This is a genomic window from Roseisalinus antarcticus (assembly GCF_900172355.1).
In the GTDB taxonomy this organism is placed as follows: Bacteria; Pseudomonadota; Alphaproteobacteria; order Rhodobacterales; family Rhodobacteraceae; genus Oceanicola; species Oceanicola antarcticus_A.
On record NZ_FWFZ01000011.1, the window covers coordinates 17,768 to 43,010 of the forward strand.

25 protein-coding genes are annotated in these 25,243 nt (G+C 69.6%); 17 read left to right on the forward strand and 8 right to left on the reverse strand.

All coding sequences use genetic code 11. The features are described 5' to 3' along the window. Nucleotides 1-101: 101 nt before the first annotated feature. The 7 genes from ROA7023_RS11805 (at nt 102) to ROA7023_RS11835 (ending at nt 5,616) form a co-directional block, all read left to right on the forward strand. A complete protein-coding gene (locus ROA7023_RS11805; RefSeq protein WP_085879247.1) occupies nt 102-464 on the forward strand; it encodes an SUF system Fe-S cluster assembly protein in 363 nt (120 codons plus the stop codon). Nucleotides 465-831: 367 nt separating this feature from the next. After that, nucleotides 832-1,488, forward strand: a complete 657-nt coding sequence (locus ROA7023_RS11810; protein WP_085879248.1) for a hypothetical protein — start codon at nt 832-834, stop codon at nt 1,486-1,488. A 6-nt stretch (nt 1,489-1,494) separates the two neighbouring features. Next, nucleotides 1,495-2,214: a DUF3307 domain-containing protein gene (locus ROA7023_RS11815; protein ID WP_085879249.1), complete on the forward strand. Its 720-nt coding sequence runs from the start codon at nt 1,495-1,497 to the stop codon at nt 2,212-2,214. A 9-nt stretch (nt 2,215-2,223) separates the two neighbouring features. Further along, a complete protein-coding gene (locus ROA7023_RS11820; protein WP_306372489.1) occupies nt 2,224-2,772 on the forward strand; it encodes a sugar O-acetyltransferase in 549 nt (182 codons plus the stop codon). A gap of 47 nt (nt 2,773-2,819) precedes the next feature. Beyond that, nucleotides 2,820-3,197, forward strand: a complete 378-nt coding sequence (locus ROA7023_RS11825) for a HesB/IscA family protein (RefSeq protein ID WP_085879250.1) — start codon at nt 2,820-2,822, stop codon at nt 3,195-3,197. A gap of 358 nt (nt 3,198-3,555) precedes the next feature. Beyond that, nucleotides 3,556-4,302: a triose-phosphate isomerase gene (gene tpiA, locus ROA7023_RS11830; RefSeq protein ID WP_085879251.1), complete on the forward strand. Its 747-nt coding sequence runs from the start codon at nt 3,556-3,558 to the stop codon at nt 4,300-4,302. A gap of 144 nt (nt 4,303-4,446) precedes the next feature. After that, nucleotides 4,447-5,616, forward strand: coding sequence for a cytochrome P450 (locus ROA7023_RS11835; protein ID WP_085879252.1), 1,170 nt, complete (start codon nt 4,447-4,449; stop codon nt 5,614-5,616). Between the two features lie 17 nt (nt 5,617-5,633). On the opposite strand, the gene ROA7023_RS11840 is transcribed toward ROA7023_RS11835, so the two are convergent. After that, the gene (locus ROA7023_RS11840) at nt 5,634-6,317 is read right to left on the reverse strand and encodes a fumarylacetoacetate hydrolase family protein (RefSeq protein ID WP_085879253.1); all 684 of its coding nucleotides are present in this window, start codon (nt 6,315-6,317) and stop codon (nt 5,634-5,636) included. A 335-nt stretch (nt 6,318-6,652) separates the two neighbouring features. On the opposite strand from ROA7023_RS11840, the gene ROA7023_RS11845 reads away from it, so the two are divergent. The 3 genes from ROA7023_RS11845 to ROA7023_RS11855 all read left to right on the forward strand — a co-directional run bounded on the left by ROA7023_RS11845 (nt 6,653) and on the right by ROA7023_RS11855 (nt 11,499). Then, nucleotides 6,653-8,185 carry an acyl--CoA ligase gene (locus ROA7023_RS11845; protein WP_085879254.1) on the forward strand — a complete coding sequence of 511 codons (1,533 nt, stop codon included), beginning with the start codon at nt 6,653-6,655 and terminating at the stop codon, nt 8,183-8,185. Between the two features lie 22 nt (nt 8,186-8,207). Continuing rightward, nucleotides 8,208-9,188: a 2-dehydropantoate 2-reductase gene (locus ROA7023_RS11850; RefSeq protein ID WP_085879367.1), complete on the forward strand. Its 981-nt coding sequence runs from the start codon at nt 8,208-8,210 to the stop codon at nt 9,186-9,188. A gap of 88 nt (nt 9,189-9,276) precedes the next feature. After that, the gene (locus tag ROA7023_RS11855; protein WP_085879255.1) at nt 9,277-11,499 is read left to right on the forward strand and encodes an NADP-dependent isocitrate dehydrogenase; all 2,223 of its coding nucleotides are present in this window, start codon (nt 9,277-9,279) and stop codon (nt 11,497-11,499) included. A 34-nt stretch (nt 11,500-11,533) separates the two neighbouring features. Here ROA7023_RS11855 and ROA7023_RS11860 read toward each other — a convergent pair whose 3' ends face one another. Then, on the reverse strand, nt 11,534-11,995 hold the full coding sequence (locus ROA7023_RS11860) for an Lrp/AsnC family transcriptional regulator (RefSeq protein ID WP_085879256.1): 462 nt from the start codon (nt 11,993-11,995) through the stop codon (nt 11,534-11,536). A 135-nt stretch (nt 11,996-12,130) separates the two neighbouring features. On the opposite strand from ROA7023_RS11860, the gene cysG reads away from it, so the two are divergent. The 6 genes from cysG to ROA7023_RS11890 all read left to right on the forward strand — a co-directional run bounded on the left by cysG (nt 12,131) and on the right by ROA7023_RS11890 (nt 17,659). Beyond that, nucleotides 12,131-13,543: a siroheme synthase CysG gene (cysG, locus tag ROA7023_RS11865; protein WP_085879368.1), complete on the forward strand. Its 1,413-nt coding sequence runs from the start codon at nt 12,131-12,133 to the stop codon at nt 13,541-13,543. Continuing rightward, nucleotides 13,540-13,851, forward strand: coding sequence for a DUF2849 domain-containing protein (locus tag ROA7023_RS11870; protein WP_085879257.1), 312 nt, complete (start codon nt 13,540-13,542; stop codon nt 13,849-13,851). The genes cysG and ROA7023_RS11870 overlap by 4 nt, the downstream gene beginning before the upstream one ends. Nucleotides 13,852-13,905: 54 nt before the next feature. Next, entirely contained in the window at nt 13,906-15,576 is a 1,671-nt protein-coding gene (locus ROA7023_RS11875) for a nitrite/sulfite reductase (protein WP_085879258.1), read from the forward strand. Next, complete coding sequence (locus ROA7023_RS11880; RefSeq protein WP_085879259.1) at nt 15,566-16,303, forward strand: phosphoadenylyl-sulfate reductase; 738 nt, start codon at nt 15,566-15,568, stop codon at nt 16,301-16,303. The genes ROA7023_RS11875 and ROA7023_RS11880 overlap by 11 nt, the downstream gene beginning before the upstream one ends. Nucleotides 16,304-16,318: 15 nt before the next feature. Beyond that, nucleotides 16,319-16,741, forward strand: coding sequence for a DUF934 domain-containing protein (locus ROA7023_RS11885; protein WP_085879260.1), 423 nt, complete (start codon nt 16,319-16,321; stop codon nt 16,739-16,741). Between the two features lie 69 nt (nt 16,742-16,810). Further along, complete coding sequence (locus tag ROA7023_RS11890) at nt 16,811-17,659, forward strand: ferredoxin--NADP reductase (protein ID WP_085879261.1); 849 nt, start codon at nt 16,811-16,813, stop codon at nt 17,657-17,659. Between the two features lie 858 nt (nt 17,660-18,517). On the opposite strand, the gene ROA7023_RS11895 is transcribed toward ROA7023_RS11890, so the two are convergent. Continuing rightward, nucleotides 18,518-19,834 (reverse strand): hypothetical protein, encoded by a 1,317-nt coding sequence (locus tag ROA7023_RS11895; protein ID WP_085879262.1) that lies wholly within the window; start codon nt 19,832-19,834, stop codon nt 18,518-18,520. A gap of 212 nt (nt 19,835-20,046) precedes the next feature. On the opposite strand from ROA7023_RS11895, the gene infC reads away from it, so the two are divergent. After that, nucleotides 20,047-20,589: a translation initiation factor IF-3 gene (gene infC, locus ROA7023_RS11900; RefSeq protein ID WP_085879263.1), complete on the forward strand. Its 543-nt coding sequence runs from the start codon at nt 20,047-20,049 to the stop codon at nt 20,587-20,589. 213 nt (nt 20,590-20,802) lie between these two features. Here infC and ROA7023_RS11905 read toward each other — a convergent pair whose 3' ends face one another. From ROA7023_RS11905 to ROA7023_RS11925, 5 genes are all read right to left on the reverse strand, one after another. Continuing rightward, nucleotides 20,803-21,594 carry an FAD binding domain-containing protein gene (locus ROA7023_RS11905; protein WP_085879264.1) on the reverse strand — a complete coding sequence of 264 codons (792 nt, stop codon included), beginning with the start codon at nt 21,592-21,594 and terminating at the stop codon, nt 20,803-20,805. Between the two features lie 25 nt (nt 21,595-21,619). Further along, nucleotides 21,620-22,105 (reverse strand): (2Fe-2S)-binding protein, encoded by a 486-nt coding sequence (locus tag ROA7023_RS11910; protein ID WP_085879265.1) that lies wholly within the window; start codon nt 22,103-22,105, stop codon nt 21,620-21,622. Nucleotides 22,106-22,208: 103 nt separating this feature from the next. After that, the gene (locus tag ROA7023_RS11915) at nt 22,209-23,195 is read right to left on the reverse strand and encodes a molybdopterin-binding protein (RefSeq protein WP_085879266.1); all 987 of its coding nucleotides are present in this window, start codon (nt 23,193-23,195) and stop codon (nt 22,209-22,211) included. Beyond that, nucleotides 23,192-24,154 carry an XdhC family protein gene (locus tag ROA7023_RS11920; protein WP_085879369.1) on the reverse strand — a complete coding sequence of 321 codons (963 nt, stop codon included), beginning with the start codon at nt 24,152-24,154 and terminating at the stop codon, nt 23,192-23,194. The genes ROA7023_RS11915 and ROA7023_RS11920 overlap by 4 nt, the downstream gene beginning before the upstream one ends. 94 nt (nt 24,155-24,248) lie before the next feature. Continuing rightward, entirely contained in the window at nt 24,249-25,214 is a 966-nt protein-coding gene (locus ROA7023_RS11925; RefSeq protein ID WP_085879267.1) for a DUF3179 domain-containing protein, read from the reverse strand. Nucleotides 25,215-25,243: the final 29 nt, after the last annotated feature.

Consider the following 25,243-nt stretch of genomic DNA (forward strand, 5'->3'; position numbering starts at 1 on the left):
CCGCGAGATTGCGGCCACGTCGGCCCGAATGCCCCCGCGCCCCTTTACGATCCGGCCGATAAACCTTATGCTTTCGATCAACCAAAGGCACCGGAGCCTCCATGACCGAACAGGCACCGCCCCTCGAGGGCACCCCGCTCATCAAACCCTCCACGACCGATCACCCGCTTTACGACAGCGTGGTCGAGGCATGCCGCAGCGTCTATGACCCGGAAATCCCGGTCAATATCTACGACCTCGGCCTTGTCTACACGATCGAGATCGACGCCGAGGGCGCCGTGCGCATCGACATGACGCTGACGGCGCCCGGCTGCCCGGTCGCCGGAGAGATGCCCGGCTGGGTCGCCGGCGCGGTAGAACCCCTGCCCGGGGTCAAGCAGGTCGATGTCGAACTGACCTGGGATCCGCCTTGGGGCATGGACATGATGTCCGACGAAGCGCGGCTCGAACTGGGCTTCATGTAGCGCCCGCCCCCTCCGGACCCTGCAGTGGCCCGCGCCGCGGACCGGATTGCGTCCTGGCGTTCCGTGGTCGCAAGCCCCACCGACCGGCCACGCCTCTGCGGGAAAACCTGCCCAATTCGTCGAAGCTTCGTGATTTATCCGCCGGTCGGGCGCTGATCTGTGACCTGCGTCACAGTCTTCAGCGCCTCTGACCAGCCATGGTGGGACACCCTGTCGCGTATTGGTGTGGATCCCGGCCGTTTTGTACTTTTCGCCACTTTCGTCCGGGAAAATCCGGCCCCTAGCCTCAAAAGCAATATATTTCCCTTGCAATTCAAAAAGCAATTCTTTTTACTTGCTTTATGATTTGCAAAGGATCCGACCCGCAATGACAGCCGCGGCCCACGCCGTCCTGACCGGAGACCTCATCGCCTCGCGCACGGCCGGCACCGCTGCGGTCGAGGCCGCGATGGGCGCCCTTCAGTCCTGCGCACGGGATCTGGGCGACGAACTCGGCGCCGATCTGCGCTTCACCCGGTTCCGGGGCGACGGCTGGCAGCTTCACCTGACCGATACGTCCCGCGTGCTCGATGTGATGCTGGCGCTGGTGGCCGGTCTTCGGGTGGCGGAGACCGGGCTGGGCACGCGAATCGCCGCCGGGCTCGGGCCGGTCGAGACGCTGGGCACCGCGGATCTCTCGGATGCCACAGGCGAGGCGTTCTTCGTCTCGGGTGACCTGCTGGAACGGATCGGCGTCCGGCGGCGGCTGGCCATCGGCGGGGCCGGGATCGGGCCCTGGCAGGTGGCGGTGGTGGATCTGCTGGATCACATCGCCTTCGGCTGGTCCGCCGCCCAGGCCGAGGCGGTGGCCCTCGCCGCCACGCCCGCCCGTCCCACCCAGGACGAGATCTCGGGCCGGCTCGGCATCACCCGGCAGGCGGTGCAGGCCCGGCTCGCCGCCGCCGGAGAGGCGCATCTGCAGACCGCCCTGCGCAGCTTTCGCGCACATGACTATACCGCGCCCGGCCGCGGCGCCGAAGGCTGAGCGCCCATGGCGGAAACCTTCGTCGCCCTGCTTTTCGCCCATGTGCTCGCGGATTTCGTGCTGCAGACCGATGCCATGGTGCGCCGCAAGGCGGAACCGCTGATCCTGCTGGCCCATGCGGCCGTGGTTCTGGTCACGGCGCTGGCGGTTCTGGGCACGCTGACCGCCTGGCCGGTCTATGCGCTGGCGGCGGCCCACCTGGCCATCGACACGGTCAAGCTGCAGGTCGGCGACCGGCTGGGGCCCTATCTGCTCGACCAGGCGGCCCATGTGGCGAGCCTGGCGGCGGTGGCGCTGGTGGCGCCCGCGCTCTGGGCGGCCAGCGTCTGGGCCGGCGCGGCGCCCGACGCACTCGCCGCCGCCCTGCCCGCGATCCTGCTGCACCTGGCGGGCTTCATCGTCGCCGTGCGCGCGGGCGGCTTCACCGTGGGCAAGCTGCTGGAGCCGATGACCGCGCACTGGACCCGCGCCCGGATCCTCGGCGGCGGCTTTCCCCAGGCCGGCCTGCTGATCGGCCAGCTGGAGCGCGGGCTGACCTTCGCGCTGGTGCTGGCGGGCCAGCCCACGGCCGTGGCCTTCCTGATCGCCGCCAAATCCGTCCTGCGGTTCAACGCCACACGGGAAGACCGCAGGATCGCTGAATACGTCATAATCGGCACGCTCGCCTCGGTGGGCTGGGCCTTGTTCGCCGCCTATGCGACGCTCTGGCTGAACGCGCAGCTGTAGGAGACGGACGTGACGGAACGCGAAAAGATGATCGCCGGAGAGCTTTATCGGGCGGGCGATCCGGAACTGGTCGAGATGCGCAAGCGGGCGCAGGCGCTGACGCGGGCCTATAATGCCACCACCTACGGCGAGGATGCCGTGCGCCGCCCGCTGCTGGAGGCGCTGCTGGGCGCGGGCGGCCACGCCGCCGTGATCCGCCCGCCGTTCCACGTGGATTACGGCAGCAACATCCACCTGGGGCGCGGCGTCTTTCTCAACTTCGGCTGCGTGATCCTGGATGTCTGCCCGGTGCGGATCGGCGACCGGAGCGAGATCGGCCCCTATGTCCAGATCATCGCCGCCGACCATCCGCGCGATCCGCAGATCCGCCGCTCGGGCCTGGAGCTGGGCCGGCCGGTGACCCTGGGCGCCCATGTCTGGGTCGGCGCGGGCGCGATCGTGCTGCCCGGGGTCAGCATCGGCGACGACGCCATCATCGGCGCCGGGGCGGTTGTCACCCGCGACGTGGCGGCGGGCGTCACCGTGGCGGGAAACCCCGCCCGGCCCATCGGCCCTTGAGACGGACCGCCCCCCGCCTTATGTTGGGCGGTGAAAAGAGAGGTGCCATGTTCTCCATTCCCGGCAAGCAAGCCGTCACATTGTCCCCCAGCGCCGTCAGCCAGATCCGCCGGCTGATGGACAGCAAGGGCCACAAGGGTCTCAAGCTCGGCGTCAAGAAGGGCGGCTGTGCCGGCATGGAATACACGATGGATTATGCCGACGAGATCGACCCGCTCGACGAGGTGGTCGAGCAGGACGGTGCGCGGGTGATGATCGCGCCGATGGCGCAGATGTTCCTGTTCGGGACCGAGATCGACTACGAGGTGTCGCTGCTGGAGGCGGGGTTCAAGTTCCGCAATCCCAACGTCGCCGACGCCTGCGGCTGCGGGGAATCGATCAAGTTCAAGGACGTCGAGGAGCTCGCCGCCGAACGCGAGGGCTGAGCCTTCCACCGACCGACCGTGGGCCCTGCCCGGAGCCTCCGGACCGACGGGTGCGTTCGGCCGGGAGCGGGGCGGCGCGAGAGGTACCGTGCGCCTGCGCCTCGTTGAGAGGGGCCTCCGGCGGGAGTTTTCCTGCCAAGATGAAGACTTGCCAAGACGTCGATGTGATCCGGCGCCCGGGTTACGGGGGTGACGGGGCGACGTGCTGCGCCGGATCGGGGCTTGGACAATGGGGCCGGCGCCTGGGCGGCAGGTTTGGGGGCGTCTCCGGCCACGCGCGTCCGGGTCGGGATTTCAAGCCCTTCCACGTCCGTCGCGGTCTTGCTAAGCGGGTGAGGCTGTTCAAGGAGAGATCGACATGCGCCGCAAACTGGCTGCCGGAAACTGGAAGATGAACGGGGCGCTCTCGGCGATGGCCGAGGTGCAGGCCATTTGCGACGCCCATCCCGCGCCCGGGGTCGACCTGTTGCTGTGTCCCCCGGCCACGCTGATCTGGCCCATGGCCTCGATGCGGGGCAGCCATCCGATGGCCGTCGGGGCACAGGATTGCCACATGGCGGCCAAGGGGGCCCATACCGGCGACATCGCCGCGCCGATGTTGCGCGAGGCCGGGGCGACCCATGCCATCGTCGGCCATTCGGAGCGCCGCGCGGACCATGGCGAGACCAGTGCCACGGTCCGGGCCAAGGCCGAGGCCGCCCATGCGGCCGGCATGACGGCGGTGGTCTGCATCGGCGAGACCCTGGAGGATCGCGAGGCAGGCCGGACGCTCGACGTGGTCGGCACCCAGATCGCGGCTTCGGCGCCGGACGGGGCGACGGCCGCGAACACCGTCGTGGCCTACGAGCCGGTCTGGGCGATCGGCACCGGCAAGGTGCCGACCCTGCGGCAGATCGGCGAGGTCCACGCCTTTCTGCGGGCCAAGCTGGTGGCGCGGCTGGATGACGAGGGCACCGGCATCCGGCTGCTGTACGGTGGCTCGGTCAAGGCCTCGAACGCGGCCGAGATCTTTGCGGTGGACGACGTGGACGGCGCCCTTGTCGGCGGCGCGAGCCTGACCTGCGCCGATTTCTCGCCCATCATCAGCGCGTTGGAGCAGGCCTGACGAGAGGCCCGGGCCCGGCCGGCGGGCTGTGTCCAGCGCGGCCCGAGATCCGGGCTCGCGCGGGCCCGCCGCCGGCTCCGCGCAGACAGAAGCGCGGCATCGAGGCGCTTGCCTCCGGCGCCAACGGGCGGCACAAGTGCCTCCATGCTGCGCCTGTCCCAATCCCCGAACGATCCCGATTTCGTACAGAATCCCTACCCGTTCTACGACCGGGCCCGCGCCGGCGGCGACCTGTTCCTGTGGCAGGACTACGGGCTGGTCTGCGCGGTCTCGCACCGGGCGGTCACAGCACTTCTCAAGGACCGGCGCCTGGGGCGCGAGGCCCCGCCCGAGAGCGCCCCCGCGATCCCCGACCGGCTGCGCCCTTTCTACGACATCGAGGCCCATTCGATGCTGGAGCTGGAGCCGCCCCGCCATACCCGCCTGCGGTCGCTGGTGCTGCGGGCCTTCACCTCGCGCCGCATCGCCGGGATGGAGCCGCGGATCGAGGCGCTGTGCCACGGGCTGATCGACCGCTTCCCGGGCGGCCCGTTCGACCTGCTGGACGCCTATGCGCGGGTGGTGCCGGTGGTGGTGATCGCCCGGCTGCTGGGCGTGCCGGAGGCGCGGGCGGACGACTTGCTGGGCTGGTCCAACGCCATGGTCGCCATGTACCAGGCCCGCCGCACCCGCGCCGTGGAGGATGCCGCCGTCGCGGCCTCCATCGCCTTTCGCGCCTTCGCCGAAGAGACCATCGCGGCGCGGCGCGGTGCCCCGGGCGAGGATCTGCTGTCGGATCTGATCGCCGCCGAGGAGGCCGGAGAGAAGCTCTCGACCGATGAGCTGGTGACCACGGTGATCCTGCTTCTGAACGCGGGGCACGAGGCCACGGTCCACAGTCTCGGCAACGCGGTGAAGCTGCTGCTGGAGCGGGACGATCGCCGCGCGGATGCGGAGGTCGTCGAGGAATGCCTGCGGCTCGATCCGCCGCTGCATATCTTTCAGCGCTGGGTCTACGAGGAGGTCGAGATGTTCGGCCATACCTTCCGGCGCGGCGACCAGGTCAACTGTCTGCTGGCCGCCGGCAATCGCGACCCCGAGGCCTACCCCGAGCCGAACAGGTTCCGCCCCGGGCGCGGCGGGCCGTTGCTGACCTCGTTCGGCGGGGGGATCCATTTCTGCGTCGGGGCCCCGCTTGCGCGGCTGGAGATGCGCGTCGCGCTGCAGGTGCTGTTCGAGCGGGCGCCGGGGCTGCGCCTTGCCTCGCCGCCGCGCTATGCCGATGTCTATCACTTCCACGGGCTGGAAAAGCTGATGGTCGTGACCGGGGACTGACCTGCCCGCCGACGCGGTCAGGTCACCGTCACGGACAGATCGCGCAGCCCCGCGATCGAGAGGATCAGGGCGTCGCCGCGCGCGACCGGCCCCACGCCGGCCGGCGTGCCCGACAGGATCACATCGCCGGGGGCCAGCTCGAAATAGGCGGAAAGACAGGCGATCATCTCGGGGATCTTCCAGATCATCTGGTCGAGGTCGCCCTCCTGAACCGTCGCTCCGTTGAGCGTGAGCGCAATGCGCCCCTTGTCCATGGGGCCGGTCTGCGCGGCGGGCAAGAGCGGCCCCACCGGGGCGGACCGCTCGAATGCCTTGCCGATCTCCCACGGGCGGCCCATCCGCTTGGCCTCGGCCTGAAGGTCGCGGCGTGTCATGTCGAGGCAGGGCGCATAGCCCCAGACATGGTCCAGCGCCTCGGCGACGGCGATATCCGCGCCGCCCCTGCCCAGCGCCACGAGCAATTCGGCCTCGTGATGCACGTCGGCGCTTTGCGGCGGGTAGGGAAACTCTCCGCTCGCATCCAGGTTGTCGGGGTTCTTCTGAAAGAAGAACGGGGGCTCGCGGTCCGGGTCGTGGCCCATCTCGACGGCATGGGCGGCGTAGTTCCGCCCGATGCAATAGACCCGGCGCACCGGGAATTGCCCGCCGCCCGCCACCGGGATCGTTGGCACGGGCGGGGCCGTGATGACATGCTCCGACATCTCTTTGTGTCCTTCCCTCGTGATCCGGGCCGGAGGAGCGTGGCCGCGCGATGCGGCCGGACGGGCTCCGTTCCGGTGTTCCGGTTTTTCCGGTGTTTCGGACGGAGGAGTGCCCGGGATCGGCCGCCCGCGCAAGATACGGCGCCCGCAAGATGCGCCGAACATGGGGTGGCCCCTTGCACCGGCCGGCGATAGGCCGATGATACGAGGCGCGGACGGGCGGCGCCGAAGCGGCCCGCCCGTCGCAAGACGTTACAGCCCTGTGAAGACCCAGCCCCCTGAAGACCCACTTCCCTGAAGACCCAGCCCCAAGTCGACAACCGAAGAGAGACACCATGGCCGCCACCCTAGCCGCGTTGATTGCCCCCCATGACGCCGCCCTGCCCGCGATCGGCGCCCCGGGGCGCGACTGGCTGACCTATGGCGGCCTGCGCGAGCTGGCCGGCCGTGTGACCGCATCGCTGCGGGCCGCCGGGATCGGCGCCACCGACCGCGTCGCCATCGTGCTGCCGAACGGCCCCGAGATGGCGACGGCCTTCGTGACCCTGGCCCAGGCGGCGGTCACCGCCCCCCTGAACCCGGCCTACCGGCTGGAGGAATATCGGTTCTATCTGGACGATCTGAAGGCAAAGGCCCTTGTCGTCATGGCCGACGAGAGCGGCCCGGCGGTCGAGGCCGCGACCGCCTGCGGCATGAAGATCCTGCGGCTGTCCGTCGATCCGGCCCTGCCCGCGGGCATCTTTGCCCTGCACCCCGAGGGGGAGGCCGCCCCCGCGCCCGACGGCACCCCCGAAGCGGGCGACACCGCACTGATCCTGCACACCTCGGGCACCACCTCGCGGCCCAAGATCGTGCCGCTGCTGCAATCGAACCTTGCTGCCTCGGCGCTCAACATCCGCGCGGCCCTCGCGCTGAGCCGGGACGACCGCTGCCTGAACGTGATGCCGCTCTTCCACATCCACGGGCTGATCGCCGCCGTTTCGGCCTCGCTGGCGGCGGGGGCGTCTGTCTGGTGCGCGCCGGGGTTCGACGCCTTGCGCTTTTTCGGCTGGATGAAAGAGGCGCGGCCGTCGTGGTACACCGCCGTCCCGACGATGCACCAGGCGATCCTGTCGCGCGCGCCCCGCAACGCCGATGTCATCGCCGACACGCCGCTGCGGTTCCTGCGGTCGTCCTCGGCCTCGCTGCCCGCGCAGGTGATGCGGGCGCTGTCCGAGACCTTCGCCGCCCCGGTGATCGAGGCCTACGGCATGACCGAGGCGACCCACCAGATGACCTCCAACCCGCTGCCCCCGCGGTCCCAGATCCCCGGATCGGTCGGCATCACGGCAGGCCCCATGGTGCGCACCGCGCATGAGGCCGAGGACCGGCTGATCGAGGGCACCGGCGAGGTCGTGATCTCGGGGGCCAACGTCACACCCGGCTACGAGGGCAACCCGGACGCCAACGCCAAGAGCTTCTTTCTGGCCGAGGGGCACCGCTGGTTCCGCACCGGCGACCAGGGGGCGATTGATGCCGAGGGATATCTCCACCTCACCGGCCGCCTGAAAGAGATCATCAACCGCGGCGGCGAGAAGATCAGCCCGCTGGAGGTGGACGGCGTCCTGATGGATCATCCGGCCATCGCCCAGGTCGTGACCTTCGCGATGCCGCATCCCAAGCTGGGCGAGGAGGTCGCCGCGGCCGTCGTCCTGGCCGAGGGGCAGAGCGCGACGGACCGCGAGATCCGCGATTTCGCCGCCACCCGGCTGGCCGATTTCAAGGTGCCGCGCAAGGTCGTGCTGCTCGACGAGATCCCGAAGGGCGCCACCGGCAAGATGCAGCGGATCGGCCTGGCCGAAAAGCTGGGCCTGGGGCCGGGCGCCTGAGACCGCGAAAGGACGTATGGACATGAAGATCTGCATCTTCGGGGCGGGCGCCATCGGCGGCTACATGGGCGCGAAACTGGCGCAGGCGGGCGCGGACGTCAGCCTCGTGGCGCGCGGGCCGCATCTGGCGGCCATGCAGGCCGACGGGCTGACCCTGATCGAAGAGGGCGCCGACCCGGTGACGGTGACGGTCCGCGCCAGCAGCGATCCGGCCGATCTGGGCCCGCAGGACTACGTCGTTGTGACGCTCAAGGCCCATTCCGTGCCGCCGGTGGTGCCGCTGATGGCGCCCCTCATCGGCCCCGACACCACCATCGTCAGCGGCGTCAACGGCGTGCCCTGGTGGTATTTCCACAAGATCGGTGGCCCGCTGGAGGGCACGCGCCTGGCCAGCGTCGATCCGGGCGACGCGCAATGGGACGGCTTCGGCCCCGACCGCGTGCTGGGCTGCGTGGTCTATCCCGCCGCCGAAGTGCCCACGCCCGGCACAATCCGCCATATCGAGGGCAACCGCTTTTCGCTGGGCGAACCGGACGGCAGCAAATCCGACCGGGCGCTGGCGCTGTCGAAACTGCTGACGTCCGCGGGCCTCAAGGCGCCGGTGCGGCCCAAGCTGCGCGACGAGATCTGGGTGAAGCTCTGCGGGAACCTGTCGTTCAACCCGATCTCGGCCCTGACCGGCGCGACGCTGGACGTGCTCTGCACCGATGCCGACAGCCGCCCCGTGGCCCGCGCCATGATGAGCGAGGCGCAGACCATCGCCGAGATGCTGGGCGTGAAGTTTCCCATCGACGTGGACCGCCGGCTGGACGGCGGCGCGGCGGTGGGGGCGCACCGGACCTCGATGCTGCAGGACCTCGATGCCGGGCGCCCGATGGAGATCGACGCCCTCGTCGGCTCGGTGCAGGAACTGGGCCGGCTGACCGACACGCCCACGCCGACGATCGACGTGGTGCTGGCGCTGGTGCGGCTGCGGGGGCGGGTCGCCGGTCTCTATCCCTGACCGCGCCATCCCTGACCGCGCCGTTGCGGTGGACTTTCGCCCCTCCAGGCAATAGAGCGTCGGCAACCGAAAGCAAGGCTTGAGAAACATGTCTGACACGAACACCCCCGACATCGTATACACCAAGGTCGATGAGGCGCCCGAGCTGGCATCGGCCTCGTTACTGCCGATCATCCGCACCTTCGCGGCGGCCGCCGGTGTCACGGTCGGCACCCGCGACATCTCGCTGGCCGGCCGCATCATCGCCGCCTTCCCCGAACAGCTGACCGAGGCGCAGCGCCAGACCGATGACCTCGCGGTTCTGGGCGAGCTGGTGAAGTCGCCCGAGGCCAATGTCATCAAGCTGCCCAACATCTCTGCCTCGGTGCCGCAGCTTGTGGCCGCGCTGAAAGAGCTGCAATCCCAGGGCTTCGACCTGCCGGACTACCCCGAGAACCCGCAGACCGACGCCGAAAAGGCCACGCGCGCCCGGTTCGACGCGATCAAGGGCTCGGCCGTGAACCCGGTCCTGCGCGAGGGCAATTCCGACCGCCGCGCCGCCGTCGCGGTCAAGAACTACGCCATGGCCAATCCCCATTCGATGGGCAAATGGTCCCCCGACAGCAAGACCCATGTCTCGACCATGTCCGCCGGCGATTTCCGCTCGAACGAGCAATCCTCGACCCTGACCGCAGCGCAGGCGGGCGATGCCCGGATCGAGCTTGTGGGCCGGGACGGCAGCGTCACGGTCCTCAAGGACAGCGTCAATTATCCCGCCGGCACCGTCGTCGACACGACCTTCATGTCGGCCAGGGCGCTGTCGGCCTTCCTGGCCGAACAGGTCGCCGCCACCAAGGAGGCGGGGATCCTGTTCTCGATCCACCTCAAGGCCACGATGATGAAGGTCTCCGACCCGATCCTGTTCGGCCATGCGGTCACGGCCTTCGTGGGCCCGGTGTTCGAGAAATACGGCGACAAGCTCAAGGCCGCGGGCGCCAACCCCAACGCGGGCCTCGCCGATCTGCACGCCCGCGTCGCCGGGATGCCCGAGAAGGACGAGATCGAGGCCGAGATCGCCGCCGTCATGGCCGAGCGTCCGCCGCTCTACATGGTGAATTCCGACAAGGGCATCACCAACCTGCACGTGCCCTCGGACGTGATCATCGACGCCTCGCTGCCCGCGCTGATCCGCGCGGGCGGCAAGGGCTGGGGCCCGGACGGCACCGAAGCCGACGCCAATTGCGTGATCCCCGACAGCTCCTACGCGTCGGTCTATGACGCCGCGATCGAGGATTGCAAAGCCAACGGCGCCATTGACCCCGCGACCGTCGGCACGGTCCAGAACGTCGGCCTGATGGCGCAGAAGGCCGAGGAATACGGCTCTCACCCCACCACGTTCGAGGTCCCCCATGCGGGCATGGTCCGGGTGGTTCTGGCCAACGGCGACATCCTCAGCGAACACGAGGTGGAGGCCGGAGACATCTGGCGCGCCGCCTCCAGCCGCAAGGCTCCGATCGAGGATTGGGTGCAGCTGGCCATCGACCGCCAGGCCGCCGAGAATTGCCAGGCGATCTTCTGGCTGGACGAGACCCGCGCCCATGACGCGCAGCTGATCGCCCATGTCAAACCCCTGCTGGAGGCGGCCGGCGTCACCGACAGGTTCCGCATCCTGCCCCCGCGCGAGGCCACCCATGTGTCGTTCGAGACGATCCGCAAGGGCGAGACCTCGATCGCGGTGACCGGCAACGTGCTGCGCGACTATCTCACCGACCTCTTCCCGATCCTGGAGCTGGGGACCTCGGCGAAGATGCTGTCCATCGTCAAGCTGATGAACGGCGGCGGCATGTTCGAGACCGGCGCGGGCGGCTCCGCCCCCAAGCACGTCCAGCAATTGATGGAGGAAAACCACCTGCGCTGGGATTCGCTCGGCGAGTTCTGTGCCCTGGGCGAGAGCCTCAAGTATCTGGCGACGGTGAAGAACAACGCCAAGGCGAAGGTCCTGGGCGAGGCGGTGGAGCTTGCCACCCAGCAGGTCCTCGACAACGACAGGTCGCCGAGCCGCCGGGTGGGCCAGCCCGACAACCGCGACAGCCATTTCTACTTCGCGCTCTACTGGGCGCAGGCGCTGGCCACCCAGACCGAGGACACCGAGCTTTCCGCGCATTTTGCGCCGCTGGCCAAGGCCCTGACCGAGAACGAGGCGGCCATCGTCGCCGACCTCGCCGCGGCACAGGGATCGCCGGCCGACACCGGGGGCTATTACCACCCCGAGCCGGCCAAGGTCTCGTCGGTCATGCGGCCGTCCGAGACGCTGAACAAGATCATCGGCTGACGCGCCGATCCCCCGCCCCGGGCGTGGCCCGCCGCTAAAGCGGCAGCGCCCGGGTCGACTTGATCTCTTCCATCGACAGCAGGGCGGTGACGTTGAACACCCGCACCTCCGATATCAGCGCCTGGTAGAAGGCGTCATAGGCCCGCGCGTTCTGCACCCGGACCTTCAGGATATAGTCGATGTCGCCGGCCAGCCGGTGCGCCTCCTGCACCTCGGGCCGCGCCTGCAGGGCCGCGAGAAAGCGGTTTTGCCAGTCGGCCTCGTGCTCCGACGTGCGGATCAGCACGAAGAACGTGGCCTCGAACCCCAGAGCCTCGGCATTCAGCGCGACGGTGGTGGGCCCGATCACGTCCGCCTCGCGCAATTTGCGGATCCGATTCCAGACCGGCGTCTTCGAAGAGCCGACGGCGCGGGCGATATCGTCCAGCGACTGGGCCGCGTCGCGCTGCAGTTCCGAAAGAATCTTCCTGTCCATGGCGTCGATGCGAACGGGCATTCCGGGGCAACCTCTCTCTGCGAACATCTGTCCTCTCTTCGGAGTAGATCAGAACATGCGTTCTTATTGAAGCGTTACAATGGCCAAAAACCGGAATGATGTTCTATGTATGAGGGCAGAAACACGGAGTTGGCCATGCAGCACTTTCCGATCTTCCTGAACCTCGCCGGCCGGCGCGTCGTCCTGTCGGGCGGTGGCGAGACCGCCGTGGCCAAGCTGCGCCTGCTGCTCAAGACCGAAGCCCGTCTGACGGTGTTCGCCACGGAACCCTGCGACCAGGTCCGCGCCTGGGCCGATGCGGGCCGGATCACCCTGGTCGGCCGCGCCTTCGGGCCGGGCGACGCGCTCTGCGCCGCGCTGGCCTATGCCGCCAACGACGACGCAGGCCAGGACGCGCGGGTCGCCCGGCTCGCCCGGGCCGACGGGGCGCTGGTCAACATCGTCGACAATCTGGGCGACAGCCAGTTCATCACCCCCGCCATCGTCGACCGCGATCCGGTGACCGTGGCCATCGGCACCGAGGGCGCGGCCCCGGTCCTGGCCCGCGCGATCAAGCGCGACCTCGAAGAGCGCCTGCCGGCCACGCTCGGGCCGCTGGCGCGGATCGGCAAGGCCTTCCGCGGCGCGGTCGAGGCCCTACCCTTCGGCAAGCCGCGCCGCGATTTCTGGCAGGAGTATTACTTCGCCACCGGTCCACGCACGATCGAGGCCGGCGAGGACGCCGTTCCCCCCGCGCTGGGGGCGCTGCTGGCGCGGCACCTGGACACCCCCGAGGCCCGCGGCGTGGTTGATTTCGTCGGCGCCGGTCCAGGTGATCCGGACCTGCTGACGCTGAAGGCCCGCAAGGCGCTCGACAAGGCCGATGTGGTGATCCACGACCGGCTGGTCACCCCCGAGATCCTGGAATTGGCACGCCGCGAGGCGGTGCTGGTCGACGCCGGCAAGGAGGGGTTCGGCCGCGCCATGGCGCAGGACGAGATCAACCGCCTGATCGTCGCCCATGCCCGCGAGGGCGCCCACGTGGTGCGCCTGAAATCCGGCGACCCGACGGTCTTCGGCAGGCTCGACGAAGAGATCGAGGCGGTCGAGGCGGCGGGGCTCGACTGGGCCATCGTGCCGGGCATCACGGCCGCCTCAGCGGCGGTGGCGGGCATCGGCCAGAGCCTGACGAAGCGGGCGCGGAATTCCTCGGTGCGGGTGATGACCGGCCACGACATGAAGGGCTTTGCAGACCATGACTGGCGTGCGCTGGCCCGCGCGGGCGAGGTGGCGGCGATCTACATGGGCAAACGCTCCGCCCGGTTCGTGCAGGGCCGGCTGCTGATGCACGGCGCCGATCCGCTGACCCCGGTGAGCGTGGTCGAGAACGCCTCGCGCCCCGAGCAGCGGGTGCTGGCCACGACGCTGGCGCAGCTGGAGCCGACGCTGACGCAAGCCGGCCTCGACGGGCCCGCGATCATCCTGTTCGGCCTCGCGCCGCGCCGCGCCGCGGCGCTGGCCCGGAGCCTCGATACCCCGGACGTCACCAGCGAGGAGATCGCCCTATGAGCCGCCGTTTCACACCGAAGGTCGTCACCGGCAATGCCCTGATCGAGGGCGACGCCGTCTGGCTGACCGCAGACGACCGCTGGAGCACCGACATCGCCGAGGCCGAACTGATCGAGGACGAGGCCGAGGCCGACCTGCGGCTGCTGTTCGCCCAGGGCCAGGCCGACCGGGTGGTGGGGGCCTACCTCGCCGAGGCCCGCCGGGGACGGGACGGACCCGAACCGGTGCACTTCCGCGAGGCGTTCCGCACCCGCGGCCCGTCCAACTATGCCCACGGCAAACAATCCGAGCTGAGCGCCAACGGCTGATCCGGGCGCAACCAGAATATTCGCGAATATTCTGGGTCCCGAAGGAGAGAGACGATGTACACCTATTCCGAGTTCGACGACCGCTTCGTCCGCGAGCGGGTCGCGCAATTCCGCGGTCAGGTCGCCCGGCGGCTGGACGGCTCGCTCACCGAGGACGAGTTCAAGCCCCTCCGCCTGATGAACGGGCTCTACCTGCAACTGCATGCCTACATGCTGCGGGTGGCGATCCCCTATGGCACGCTCAACCCCGACCAGATGCGCCAGCTCGCCTGGATCGCCGAGCGCTGGGACAAGGGCTACGGCCATTTCACCACGCGCCAGAACATCCAGTTCAACTGGCCGAAACTGGCGGATGTGCCCGACATCCTCGACGCGCTGGCGGATGTCGAGATGCATGCGATCCAGACCTCGGGCAACACGATCCGCAACGTCACGGCGGACCATTTCGCTGGCGCGGCGGCGGACGAGATCGCCGATCCGCGCCCGGTGGCGGAGCTTCTGCGGCAATGGTCCACCGACCACCCGGAATTCCAGTTCCTGCCCAGGAAGTTCAAGATCGCCATCACCGGATCGCCCAATGACCGGGCCGTCACCCGCGCCCATGACATCGGCCTGCGGATGGTGACGCGCGACGGCGAGGCGGGCTTTGAGGTGATCGTGGGCGGTGGCCTCGGCCGCACGCCGATGATCGGCAAGGTCATTCGGGAGTTCCTGCCCCGCGCCGACCTGCTGCCCTATGTCGAGGCCATCGTCAGCGTCTGGAACCTGCTGGGCCGCCGCGACAACAAGTACAAGGCGCGGATCAAGATCACCGTGCACGAGCATGGCATCGACGAGATCCGCCGCCTGGTCGAAGAGCGCTTCGCCGAGATCCGGCCGGGTTTCGCCGGCGTAGACCAGGCCGTGCTGGCCGAGCTGGAAGCGGCCTTCGCCCCGCCCGCCCTGCGCAGCGCCCCGCAGGCGGCATATGACGCCGCGTATCGCACCGACCCGCTGTTCCGCTCCTGGGCCGATACCAACCTTGCGCCGCACAAGTCGCCGGACCATGCGATCGTGACAATCTCGCTCAAGGCCCATGGCGCCACGCCCGGCGACGCCTCGGCCGACCAGATGCGCGTTCTGGCCGATCTGGCCGAGACCTATGGCCATTCCGAGCTGCGCATCAGCCACGAGCAGAACGTCATCCTGCCCCATGTCCACAGGGCCGACCTTCCGGCCGTCCACGCGGCGCTGAAGGCGGCGGGCCTCGCCACCGCCAACATCGGCCTGGCCAGCGACATCATCGCCTGCCCCGGCATGGATTACTGCGCGCTGGCCACCGCCCGCTCGATCCCCATCGCGCAAGAGATCGCGACCCGCATCGACGCGCTGAAGATCGAGCACGAGGTCGGCCACCTCAAGATCAAGATCTCGGGCTGCATCAACGCCTGCGGACACCATCACGTGGGTCATATCGGCATCCTCGGGCTGGACCGGGCGGGGGTGGAAAACTACCAGATCACGCTGGGCGGCGACCATACCGAGACCGCGGCCGTGGGCGAACGCGCCGGCCCCGGCTTTCCCGCGGAAGAGATCGTGCCGGCCATCGAGCGCATTATCTTCGCCTATCTGGACCTTCGCGACCGCGACGACGAGACCTTCCTCGACGCCTACCGCAGGCTTGGCCCCGCGCCGTTCAAAGCGGCGCTTTACCCCGCCGAGAAGGAACGGGCCGATGCCGCGTGATCTGAGCCTGGAGGACCGCGTCGCCGCCCTGAACGACCGCTACCGGCACCACGGCGCCACGGCGGTCCTTCAGCGGGCGCTGAAGGATCCCGAGGTCGGGCGGATCGCCATGGTCAGCTCTTTCGGGGCGGAATCGGTGGCGCTGCTGCACCTGGTGTCGGTGATCGACAAGAGCACCCCGGTGCTGTTCATCGACACCGAGATGCTGTTCCCCGAAACCCTGACCTACCAGTCGGAGCTTTCGGCCAGGCTGAACCTGCGCAACATGCGGATCGTGCGGGCGCGGCCGGACCGGACGCTGGCGCTCGACCCCGACGGCCGCCTGCACACCCGCGACACCGACGCCTGCTGTGCCCTGCGCAAGACCGAGCCGCTGCAACGTGCGCTCGCGGGCTATGACAGCTGGATCACCGGGCGCAAACGCTACCAGGGCACGACCCGGACGGCGCTGGAATTCTTCGAGGTCGAAGAGGCCACGGGCCGGATCAAGGTCAACCCGCTGGCCCATTGGACCAGCGGCGACGTGCAGGATTACATCGCCGAGAACCGCCTGCCGAAGCATCCGCTGGTGGCGAGGGGCTATCCGTCGATCGGCTGTGCGCCCTGCACATCACCCGTGGCCGACGGAGAAGACCCCCGCGCAGGCCGCTGGCGGGACAGCGAAAAAGAGGAATGCGGCATCCATTTCGTGGATGGCAAGATCGTCCGCGGCAAGTCGGCCGCGTGAAGAAAGGATAAGAGCATGAGCGTGATCGTGACAGACACCGGTTTTGGCGCGGACGATTGGCAGGGCGCCATGGTGGATTGGGCCGACGAGACCGCCGAGGCCGGCCCCGGCGCGGCCCTCGACGTGCCCTCCGACGCGGCGCCCGCGGCGCTGGCCCGGCGGGCGCAGGCGGCGGGCATGGTGCGAATCGCCTTCCCGTCCTTCGCCGACGGGCGCGGCTTTACCCTTGCCGCGGCCCTGCGGCGGGCGGGCTTCACTGGCCGCCTGCGGGCGAAGGGCCACGTGATCGCCGACCAATACGCCATGGCCCGGCGTGCCGGGTTCGACGAGGTCGAGATCGACGACGCCCTCGCCGCCCGCCAGCCCGAGGATCAATGGCTGCGCCGCGCCGATTGGCAGGCCAACGACTATCAGGCCCGGTTGCGCGGCCCGCGCTGAACCGCCGCCTTCACCCCGGCAGACAGACCGTTTAAGGAGGGGATGGCCCCGCGCCGTCCCATAGACCAGATGACCGAGCAAACCCCCGTGACCCAGACCGCCGCCGCCAAAGTGCCCACCCTGCCCGACGCCCAGACCGTGACCGAGGTGAAGCATTACACCGACAGCTTGTTCTCGTTCCGCGTGACCCGGCCCGCCTCGCTGCGGTTCCGGTCGGGCGAGTTCGTGATGATCGGGCTGATGGGCGACCCGGACCCGGTGACGGGCCGGCAGAAGCCGCTGCTGAGGGCCTATTCCATCGCCTCGCCAAGCTGGGACGACGAGCTGGAGTTCTACTCGATCAAGGTCCAGAACGGCCCGCTGACCTCGAAGCTTCAGCACATCCAGCCGGGCGACACGGTGATCCTGCGCCCCAAGCCCGTGGGCACGCTGGTGCATGACGCGCTGCTGCCGGGCAAGCGGCTCTATTTCTTCGCCACGGGGACCGGGTTCGCGCCCTTCGCCTCGCTGCTGCGCGACCCCGAGACCTATGAGAGCTACGACGAGGTCATCATCACCCACACCTGCCGCGAGGTCGCCGAGCTGACCTATGGCCGGGACCTGATCGAGAGCATCCGGTCGGACGAGCTGATGGGCGAGCTGCTGGGCGAGGAGAACCTGGCCAAGCTGCGCTATTATCCCACGACGACCCGCGAGCAGAGCCCCAAGATGGGCCGGATCACCTCGCTGATCGAGACCGGAGAGCTGTTCGCCGACCTCGGTGTACCGCCACTCAGCCCCGAGACGGATCGGGCCATGGTCTGCGGATCGCTGGGGTTCAACACGGATCTCAAGGTCCTTCTGGAAAAGGCCGGCCTGCGCGAGGGCGCCAATTCCGAACCGGCCGAATTCGTGGTCGAAAAGGCCTTCGTCGGCTGATCTCCGGGTGGCCCGGCGCCAGTGCCCGTCCAGCCAAGGGGCGGCTGCGATCGCAGGCCGATCGGCCTCGCCGTCGAGGTCGAATCGGCACTCGAGACCGATCGGCGGCGCGTGATCTTCGGGAAAGAACAAAGGCTCGGGCCGGGATCCGGTTTCTGACAGGGCCCATGGCCCCGGACAGCGGGGCCGGCGGGGCGTCAACGCCCACGTCGATGAGGGCGGGCGGCAAGTCCGCCGCAAGCTGCGCAGATAGTCGATGGTGGCAAGCCGCGCAGGGCCGCGCCGGTCACGGGTGCCGCTGCTGGCGGGCCCCGTGGTCTTGACGAACCGGGAGATGACCCGGGACATGGGTCCGCCGCCCTGGCCCATGCCGGCAACGTCCGAAAGGCCACGGAACATCGGCGCACCGACGAGGCGGCCTGGCGGCAGGCCAAGCTCGATCCCGACCCCGATGGGCGCGTCGGCGGGCCTCTCGGGCGGCTGACAGATCAGCCGTCAGGCGTCGGGCTCTGGCGGGTCGCAGCGGGCGATGGTGGTGCTGACACCGTTGGGAACGGGCCGTTCCGGCCTGGCCGAGGCGGCGTCTTCGCCTGGGTCCAAGAGCGTGCGTTGTACCACGCTCCCGGCACCGCGCCCAGACAGCAAGGGCCGACGTTACCAGGACCGGCACTCCGACACCCGTGTGCCCATGGCAGCTGTGCCCATGGCAGCCCCGCTTGCGCCCTCCGGCGGGGCCTGCATTTCGCGGTGGGCCGGGGGATATGCGACGGCTGGTCGCTCCGGGCACGTTGGCCGGAAAGACAACGGGCCGCCCCCTGTCTGGGGACGGCCCGTTTCGTCATGTGGCGTCGGCGGGGGTCAGAGACCCATGGCCTCGCGCAGCCGGACCACCAGGGCTTCGATCGCCTCTGGGGCGTCGCCGATGTTGGAGACGGCGCTGGACAAGGCCTGCTTCTGCACGCCGGAGAGGTCGGACGCCGCGATCACCTCGGTCACCTTGTCGGCGTCGAAGCCGTCAACGGTGAAGAGCTCCTGGAACTCCTCGACGCTCATGTCGACGGAAGCGGCAAGCGATTGCGCGGCCTCGGTCACCTCCGCCTCTGCCGCGGGGGCAGCGTCTTCGGTGGCGGCCATCGCCTCGTCGGCAACCTCCCCGGTCGCGGCTGCCGCGTCTTCGGTAGCGTCCTCGGTCGCGGCTGCCGCGTCTTCGGTGGCGTCCTCGGTCGCGGCCATCGCGTCTTCGGTGGCCTCTGCGGCTTCGGTTGCCGTCTCATCGGCGGCGCCCTCGACGGCGTCCGCAGCATCGGATGCCATCTCTTCGGCGCCCTCGACAGCGTCCTCAGCCGTGGCCGTCGCGTCGTCCGCTGCCTCGGCGGTGGCCTCGGCCGCATCGGACGCCATCTCTTCGGCGCCGTCCACAGCCTCTTCGGCCGTGGCAGCCGCGTCATCCGCTGCCTCGGCGGTGGCCTCGGCCGCATCGGAGGCCATCTCTTCGGCACCGTCCACAGCCTCTTCGGCCGTGGCAGCCGCGCCGTCCACAGCCTCTTCGGCCGTGGCAGCCGCGTCGTCCGCTGCCTCGGCGGTGGCCTCGGCCGCATCGGATGCCATCTCTTCGGCGCCGGTCACAACATCGTCGGTCACCTCGGCGACCGCTTCGCCCGCGTCGCCTGCGGCCTCGGCGGTGTCGTCCGCGACGTCGGAGGCGACATCGGAAACGGCGTCGGCCGTGTCGTCGGCCGTCTCGCCAACGGCCTCTGCGCCGTCGTCGGCGGCGGCCAACGCGGCGGCCCCGGCGGCGGCGGCAACGGCGGCGGCGTTCGAGATCTGGTCGCCGGCCTCTTCGGCCGCGTCCGCCGCGCCCTCTGCGGCTGCATCCGCCCCGTCGGCGGCCTCGGCCATCGCCTCATCGACGGCGGCCCCCGCCTCTGCGCCGGCGTTCTCGACGGCCTCGGCCGCATCCTCGACGGCATTCGACGCCGTGTCAGCGGTCTCTTCCGCGGCCTCTTCGGCGCCCTCGGCAGCTGCCTCGGCATCCCCGGCGGCATCGGACGCCGCCTCTTCGGCGGTCCCCGTCATGTCGGCTATTACTTCTGCCGGCGTGCGCTCCCGGGCGAAATACTCGTAGCCGAAAAAGCCCAGTACCGCGACGACGACGATAATAATGATCGCTCTCATTGCCTTGTCCTCCAGACTGACAGGGGGTCCGAGCAGACGGGCCCTCTACATTCATGGCAGATGCACCGCCTCGAAGAAAGGCGCAAGGTCTGGCGTGCAGGATGCCGCCGAAAGCCGAAAGCGCCCCGAAATCCGGCTTTTGAGGTTGAATCGACTGGTTCGCGCCCCTAACCTCTGTCATCCATAACGCGAATAACCGAAAGGTACGCACCATAGCCCGCAGACCGCACAATGCGCCCCCAACGCGCGACACCGGACCCCGCGTCAACGACCGTATCCGGGCCCCAGAAATCCGCCTCATCGGGGCGGAAGGCGAAAATGTCGGAGTCGTCACCCCGTCCCGCGCCATGCAGATGGCCGAAGAGGCCGGTCTCGATCTGGTCGAGATTTCGCCGAACGCCTCGCCGCCCGTGTGCAAGATCATGGACTTCGGCAAGTTCAAGTACGAACAGCAGAAGCGCGAGAGCGAAGCCCGCAAGAAGCAGAAGACCATCGAGGTGAAAGAGGTGAAGTTCCGCCCCAACACCGATGTGCACGACTACGACGTCAAGATGCGCAACGTCTTCAAATTCCTGGAGAATGGCGACAAGGTGAAGGTCACGCTGCGGTTCCGCGGACGCGAGATGGCGCACCAGAACCTTGGCCGTGAGCTGCTTGAGCGGGTGGCCGACGACGTGTCCGAGATCGGCAAGGTCGAGAACATGCCGAAGATGGAAGGCCGCCAGATGGTGATGATGATCGGGCCCTCCCGCTAGGCCCGGGAACGACGCCAACGCGACCGGAGCCGAGACCCGGCCCAGACACAAGCCCCGGCATCGCCCGGGGCTTTTTCGTGTCCGGTGCTTGTGGGGGAAGCGTCGGCGCCCTTCCCCACCAGCCCCAAATGCTTACGACAGCGCATGGCCGAGGCGCACCGGGCGCCCGCGCCCGCTCGACCGGGTCGATTCGCCCAAAGCCGGGCGCCGGCCTCAGGCCGCAGCCACGGCCCGCCGCGTGATGACGCCCACCAGGTGGGCGCGGTAGGCCGGGCTGCCATGGGCGTCGTCGATCATGCCCTCTGCCGGCGCGGACAGCCCGGCGATCGCGTCGGGGGACCAGGTCTCGCTCAGCGCCTCCTCGGCCTCGCGCCAGCGATAGACGCCGCCCTCGGAGGCGCCGGTCACCGCCACCCGCGCGGCACCGTCGGCAAACCGTGCGGCAAAGACCCCCACCAGCGCGAAACGCGAGGCGGGCTGCGCGAATTTCACATCGGCCGAAGCCTCGGGCACGGGGAAGCGGACCTCGGCGATGATCTCTCCCTCTTCCAGCGCGGTGGTGAACATGCCCTGAAAATAGTCTTCGGCGGCGATCTCGCGCCGGTCGGTGAGGATCGTCGCGCCGGTGGCGAGCACCGCGGGAGGATAGCAGGCGGAGGGGTCGTTGTTGGCCAGCGACCCACCCAGGGTGCCGCGGTTGCGGACCGCCGCGTCGCCGATCTGGCCGGCAAGCGCCGCGAGCCCGGCAAAGGCCTCCGCCGCCTCGGCCGCGACGGTCGCATGGGTGGTGCCGCCACCGATGCAGAGCCGCCCGTCATCGGCGCGGCAGACGCCCTTCATCTCGGGGATCCGCGTCAGGCTTACCAGCCGCGAGGGCATCGCCAGCCGCGCCTTGAGCGAGGGAATCAGCGTCTGCCCGCCCGCCAGCGCCTGCGCGTCCTCTTCAGCGAGGGCCGCGACCGCGTCGGCGATGTTGGTCGGGGTGGCAATCTCGAACTCGTACATTCCGGTCTCTCCGTGTGCGCTGGCGCTATTCAGCCGCCAGGGCGCTGACGTCCTGGCCGCTGGCCGCGAGAATCGCCTTGATGATGTTGTGATAGCCGGTGCAGCGGCAGATGTTGCCCTCGAGGTAGTGCCGGATCTCGGCCTCGGTCGGTTTCGGCGTATCCTTGAGCAGCGCCGCCGCCGCCATCACCATGCCCGGTGTGCAGAAGCCGCATTGCAACCCGTGGTGATCGCGGAACGCCTGCTGGATCGTCGAGAGGGCGCCATCCGCCCCGGCCATGCCCTCGATCGTGCGCACGTCGGCGCCGTCCGCCTCGAAGGCGAACATCGAGCAGGCCTTCACCACAGCGCCGTCCACATGCACCAGGCATGCGCCGCATTGCGAGGTGTCGCAGCCCACATGGGTGCCAGTCAGCCCGAGGCCGCCGCGCAGGAAGTCGACCAGAAGGGTCCGCCCCTCGACCTCGGCCGAGGTCGATTTGCCGTTCACCATCAACGAGATCTGAGCCATTGCCATCCTGTCCTGATCTTGATCCGGACACAGTAAATCATGGCGCGGGCGGGTTTAGAAGCAGGTTTCGCCCAGGGCTCTTCACGGAAGGTGGCCGTGAGGGTCAGTGGTCGCGCGGGCGGGGGCGCGTGGGGATCTCCTTCAGCAGGCCGCCCACGCCCATCGCGGCGATCTCGGCCGGGCCGACGGGCACGCCGCAGACGATCCGCTCCAGCACCCAATCGGCGCCGTTGAGCGCGGGCGAGCGGGCGCAGCCCGGCAGGCCGATGACGGGCCGACCGCCGAGGCGCCCGACAAACAGCAGGTTGCCCGGGTCCACCGGCATCCCGAAATGCAGCACCTCACCCCCCGCCGCCCGCAGCGCTTCGGGCGCGGTGTCGTGCAGGTCCGAGGTGGCAGAGCCGGTGAGGATCAGGATCAGCTCCTCCTGCCGGGCGGCCAGCGCGGCCGAAAGCGCACCGGTCTCGTGAGGGACGGTCTGCGCCGCGCCAAGCGCCACGCCGAGGCGCTGCAGCCGCAGCCGGGTGGCCTCGGCCCCCTTGCCGCTGCGCGGGGCGGCGTCGGTCACGGTCTCGACCAGCGCGGCTGTCGCCAAGACCGGCGGGGCCAGGCCCAGCGCCCCCCGCCCGGCCGCGCAGGCCGCGGCAAGCGCCGCCTCGGGCACGGCGTAGGAGATGATCTTGATGGTGGCGATCATGGTCCCGGGGGCGCAGCGCTGCCATTCCGGCAGGGTCGCCACGGTGATCATCGGGTCGACCGCGTTGATCCGGCCGATCGCGGCGGCGTCGATTCGCGCCAGCCCCGGCCCCTCGGCCAGCACGTTGACCCGGCCGGTCGCGGCCGGGGTCAGGCGCAGGCCCGGCGCCGCCTCCGCCAGCGCCACGGCCAGGCGGGCGGCGGCGGCGTCTTCGGCGACGTCGCCCGGGTCCAGCCGCGCCACGGTCACCTCCGCCACGCCGGCCGCCCGCAGCGCGGTCAGATCCTCGGCCGACAGCACCCGTCCCTTCTTCAGCCGCCGCTCCCCCGCCCGCAGCCCGTGGGCCAGGATCGCGCCATCGGCCTCGGCGAGGGGAACGGCGCCGAACTTCATGCGCCGCGCCGCAGGGTCTGGGTGATCTGCGCCATGATCGAGACCGCGATCTCGGCCGGCGACCGCGCCCCGATGTCAAGCCCGACGGGCGCGTGAATGCGGCCGATCTCGGCCTCGGTGAAGCCGGCCCCGGTCAGCCGGTCCACGCGTTTCGCATGGGTCCGGGTGGAGCCGAGGCAGCCGAGGTAGAAGACGTCCGAGCGCAGGGCGGCGGTGATCGCGGGATCGTCCAGCTTGGGGTCGTGGGTCAGGGTCACGACGGCCGTGCGCGGATCGAGGCCATGGGCCGCGAGCGCCGCGTCGGGCCAGTCGTCGAGGATCGTCTCTGAGGGAAACCGCGGGGCGGAGCCGAAGGCGGGGCGCGGGTCGACCAGCACCGGGTCATAGCCGCAGGCCCGCGCCATGGGCAGCAGCGCCTGGGCGATGTGCACCGCCCCCACCACCACCATCCGCAGGGGCGGGTTGTGGATCGCGACGAAGGTCTCGCCATCGGGCTCCACCCCCGAGCGGTCGAGGCGGAACCGGTCGGGATGCGCCTCGGGCCCCTCCAGCCGGGGTTCACCGGTCGTGAGCCCGGTGACATAGGCCACGGGGCGGCGCGTGGCCCGCGCTTCGGCAAGCTCCGCCAGGATCGCCTCGGGCAGGACCGGGCCCACCGGCTCCACCAGGACCCGGATGCGGCCGCCGCAGGCCAGGCCCACGGCAAAGGCCTCGTCGTCAGAGACGCCGTAGTCGAGCAGACGCGGTTTGCCGTCGGCCACGGCGTCCAGCGCCTCGACCACCACGGCGCCCTCGACGCAGCCGCCCGAAACCGAGCCCTCCATCGCGCCGTCGCCGTCGATGACCAGCTGGCTGCCGACGGGCCGGGGCGCCGAGCCCCAGGTCTCGACCACCGTGGCCAGCGCGACCTTGCGGCCAGCGCGCCACCAGTCGAGCGCGAGGCGGGGGATGTCGTCCATCATCTGTGCATGCCTCCTGCCCGCGCAGTCTAGGCGCCGCGGTTTTGGGCGCAAGGGTGCGGTGACGGTTCGCCGGGCCGGTTCGCGGGACCGGTCAGTCCGCAGCGAGCATCCACGAACCGTCGGGCCAGAACGCATGGAAGGCGAAGGCGAACAGAACGTCATGGGCCACATCCGCGCCGGTGGCATCGCGCACCCGGACATTGCCCACGTCGCGCCCCTCGCCGATGATCGCGCTGTCGAGCGCCGAGGCCTGGCCCGCGGACCAGCTGAGGGTCACACCAGCCTCGGAGATCCGGCCCTCCTCGGCGAGGCGCGTCAGCGGCCAGGCCCGATCCGCGACCCGGACGACGCGGGCGAGCGGCGCGATGCCGTGGGGCGGGTTTTCGCCGGAATAGAGGAACGGGCGGTCGGCGCTGTCATAGCGGACGTAAGGATTGGCGCCGTAGTCGCGGGGATAGGACGTGGGCTCGCGCATCACGAGGCCCTCGGGGTTGCGGGTGGCGAAGACCTCCCAGCTTTCCATCCAGGACGGCAGGGTGTCGAGCTTTGTCCCGTTGAGCTCTCCGACAATGGCGCGGCCGATGGCCTGCTGCCACCAGCTTTCGGTCTCGCGGTCGAACATGATCATGTCCGAATTGCGCAACTTGCCCGAGACGCCGAAGGTCAGGACCCCGGCCGCAGTGCGCCGGTCGAAGGTGATGCCGGAATTGCACAGGGGGCAGAAGGTCACCGCAACGGGCTGGCCGCCGACCGTGTCGTTGACGATCTCGTGCCAGGTCAGGTAGCGGATCGGATAGGCCCGCGGCACCTCGCCCGCGATTTCCAGCGTGATGACCGGCTCTCGGGGGGACAGGGCGGTCTCGTCCGCGACCGGATGGAAGTCGGGGGCGTTCAGGGCTGGGATGCCGTCGCGAGGCGGGCCGCCGGACCGGATCTCGGCCCAGCTTTCGACGCTGGTGGTGTCGAAATCGGTGTTGGGCCATTCGGCCCGCCAGAAGCCGGGGTCGGCCTGGGCCGCGCTTGCGGCCAGAAGAAGAGCGAGGGCGAAACGGAACATGGGCAGACCTCCGGAGCAATCTTTGCCCG

What these genes read in the sequence shown, in the direction of transcription:
- ROA7023_RS11805 (WP_085879247.1), top strand. Translation starts at nt 102, where the DNA reads ATGACCGAACAGGCACCGCCCCTCGAGGGCACCCCGCTCATCAAACCC.
- ROA7023_RS11810 (WP_085879248.1), top strand. Translation starts at nt 832, where the DNA reads ATGACAGCCGCGGCCCACGCCGTCCTGACCGGAGACCTCATCGCCTCG.
- ROA7023_RS11815 (WP_085879249.1), top strand. Translation starts at nt 1,495, where the DNA reads ATGGCGGAAACCTTCGTCGCCCTGCTTTTCGCCCATGTGCTCGCGGAT.
- ROA7023_RS11825 (WP_085879250.1), top strand. Translation starts at nt 2,820, where the DNA reads ATGTTCTCCATTCCCGGCAAGCAAGCCGTCACATTGTCCCCCAGCGCC.
- tpiA (WP_085879251.1), top strand. Translation starts at nt 3,556, where the DNA reads ATGCGCCGCAAACTGGCTGCCGGAAACTGGAAGATGAACGGGGCGCTC.
- ROA7023_RS11835 (WP_085879252.1), top strand. Translation starts at nt 4,447, where the DNA reads ATGCTGCGCCTGTCCCAATCCCCGAACGATCCCGATTTCGTACAGAAT.
- ROA7023_RS11840 (WP_085879253.1), bottom strand. Translation starts at nt 6,317, where the DNA reads ATGTCGGAGCATGTCATCACGGCCCCGCCCGTGCCAACGATCCCGGTG.
- ROA7023_RS11845 (WP_085879254.1), top strand. Translation starts at nt 6,653, where the DNA reads ATGGCCGCCACCCTAGCCGCGTTGATTGCCCCCCATGACGCCGCCCTG.
- ROA7023_RS11850 (WP_085879367.1), top strand. Translation starts at nt 8,208, where the DNA reads ATGAAGATCTGCATCTTCGGGGCGGGCGCCATCGGCGGCTACATGGGC.
- ROA7023_RS11855 (WP_085879255.1), top strand. Translation starts at nt 9,277, where the DNA reads ATGTCTGACACGAACACCCCCGACATCGTATACACCAAGGTCGATGAG.
- ROA7023_RS11860 (WP_085879256.1), bottom strand. Translation starts at nt 11,995, where the DNA reads ATGCCCGTTCGCATCGACGCCATGGACAGGAAGATTCTTTCGGAACTG.
- cysG (WP_085879368.1), top strand. Translation starts at nt 12,131, where the DNA reads ATGCAGCACTTTCCGATCTTCCTGAACCTCGCCGGCCGGCGCGTCGTC.
- ROA7023_RS11870 (WP_085879257.1), top strand. Translation starts at nt 13,540, where the DNA reads ATGAGCCGCCGTTTCACACCGAAGGTCGTCACCGGCAATGCCCTGATC.
- ROA7023_RS11875 (WP_085879258.1), top strand. Translation starts at nt 13,906, where the DNA reads ATGTACACCTATTCCGAGTTCGACGACCGCTTCGTCCGCGAGCGGGTC.
- ROA7023_RS11880 (WP_085879259.1), top strand. Translation starts at nt 15,566, where the DNA reads ATGCCGCGTGATCTGAGCCTGGAGGACCGCGTCGCCGCCCTGAACGAC.
- ROA7023_RS11885 (WP_085879260.1), top strand. Translation starts at nt 16,319, where the DNA reads ATGAGCGTGATCGTGACAGACACCGGTTTTGGCGCGGACGATTGGCAG.
- ROA7023_RS11890 (WP_085879261.1), top strand. Translation starts at nt 16,811, where the DNA reads ATGACCGAGCAAACCCCCGTGACCCAGACCGCCGCCGCCAAAGTGCCC.
- ROA7023_RS11895 (WP_085879262.1), bottom strand. Translation starts at nt 19,834, where the DNA reads ATGAGAGCGATCATTATTATCGTCGTCGTCGCGGTACTGGGCTTTTTC.
- ROA7023_RS11905 (WP_085879264.1), bottom strand. Translation starts at nt 21,594, where the DNA reads ATGTACGAGTTCGAGATTGCCACCCCGACCAACATCGCCGACGCGGTC.
- ROA7023_RS11910 (WP_085879265.1), bottom strand. Translation starts at nt 22,105, where the DNA reads ATGGCTCAGATCTCGTTGATGGTGAACGGCAAATCGACCTCGGCCGAG.
- ROA7023_RS11915 (WP_085879266.1), bottom strand. Translation starts at nt 23,195, where the DNA reads ATGAAGTTCGGCGCCGTTCCCCTCGCCGAGGCCGATGGCGCGATCCTG.
- ROA7023_RS11920 (WP_085879369.1), bottom strand. Translation starts at nt 24,154, where the DNA reads ATGGACGACATCCCCCGCCTCGCGCTCGACTGGTGGCGCGCTGGCCGC.
- ROA7023_RS11925 (WP_085879267.1), bottom strand. Translation starts at nt 25,214, where the DNA reads ATGTTCCGTTTCGCCCTCGCTCTTCTTCTGGCCGCAAGCGCGGCCCAG.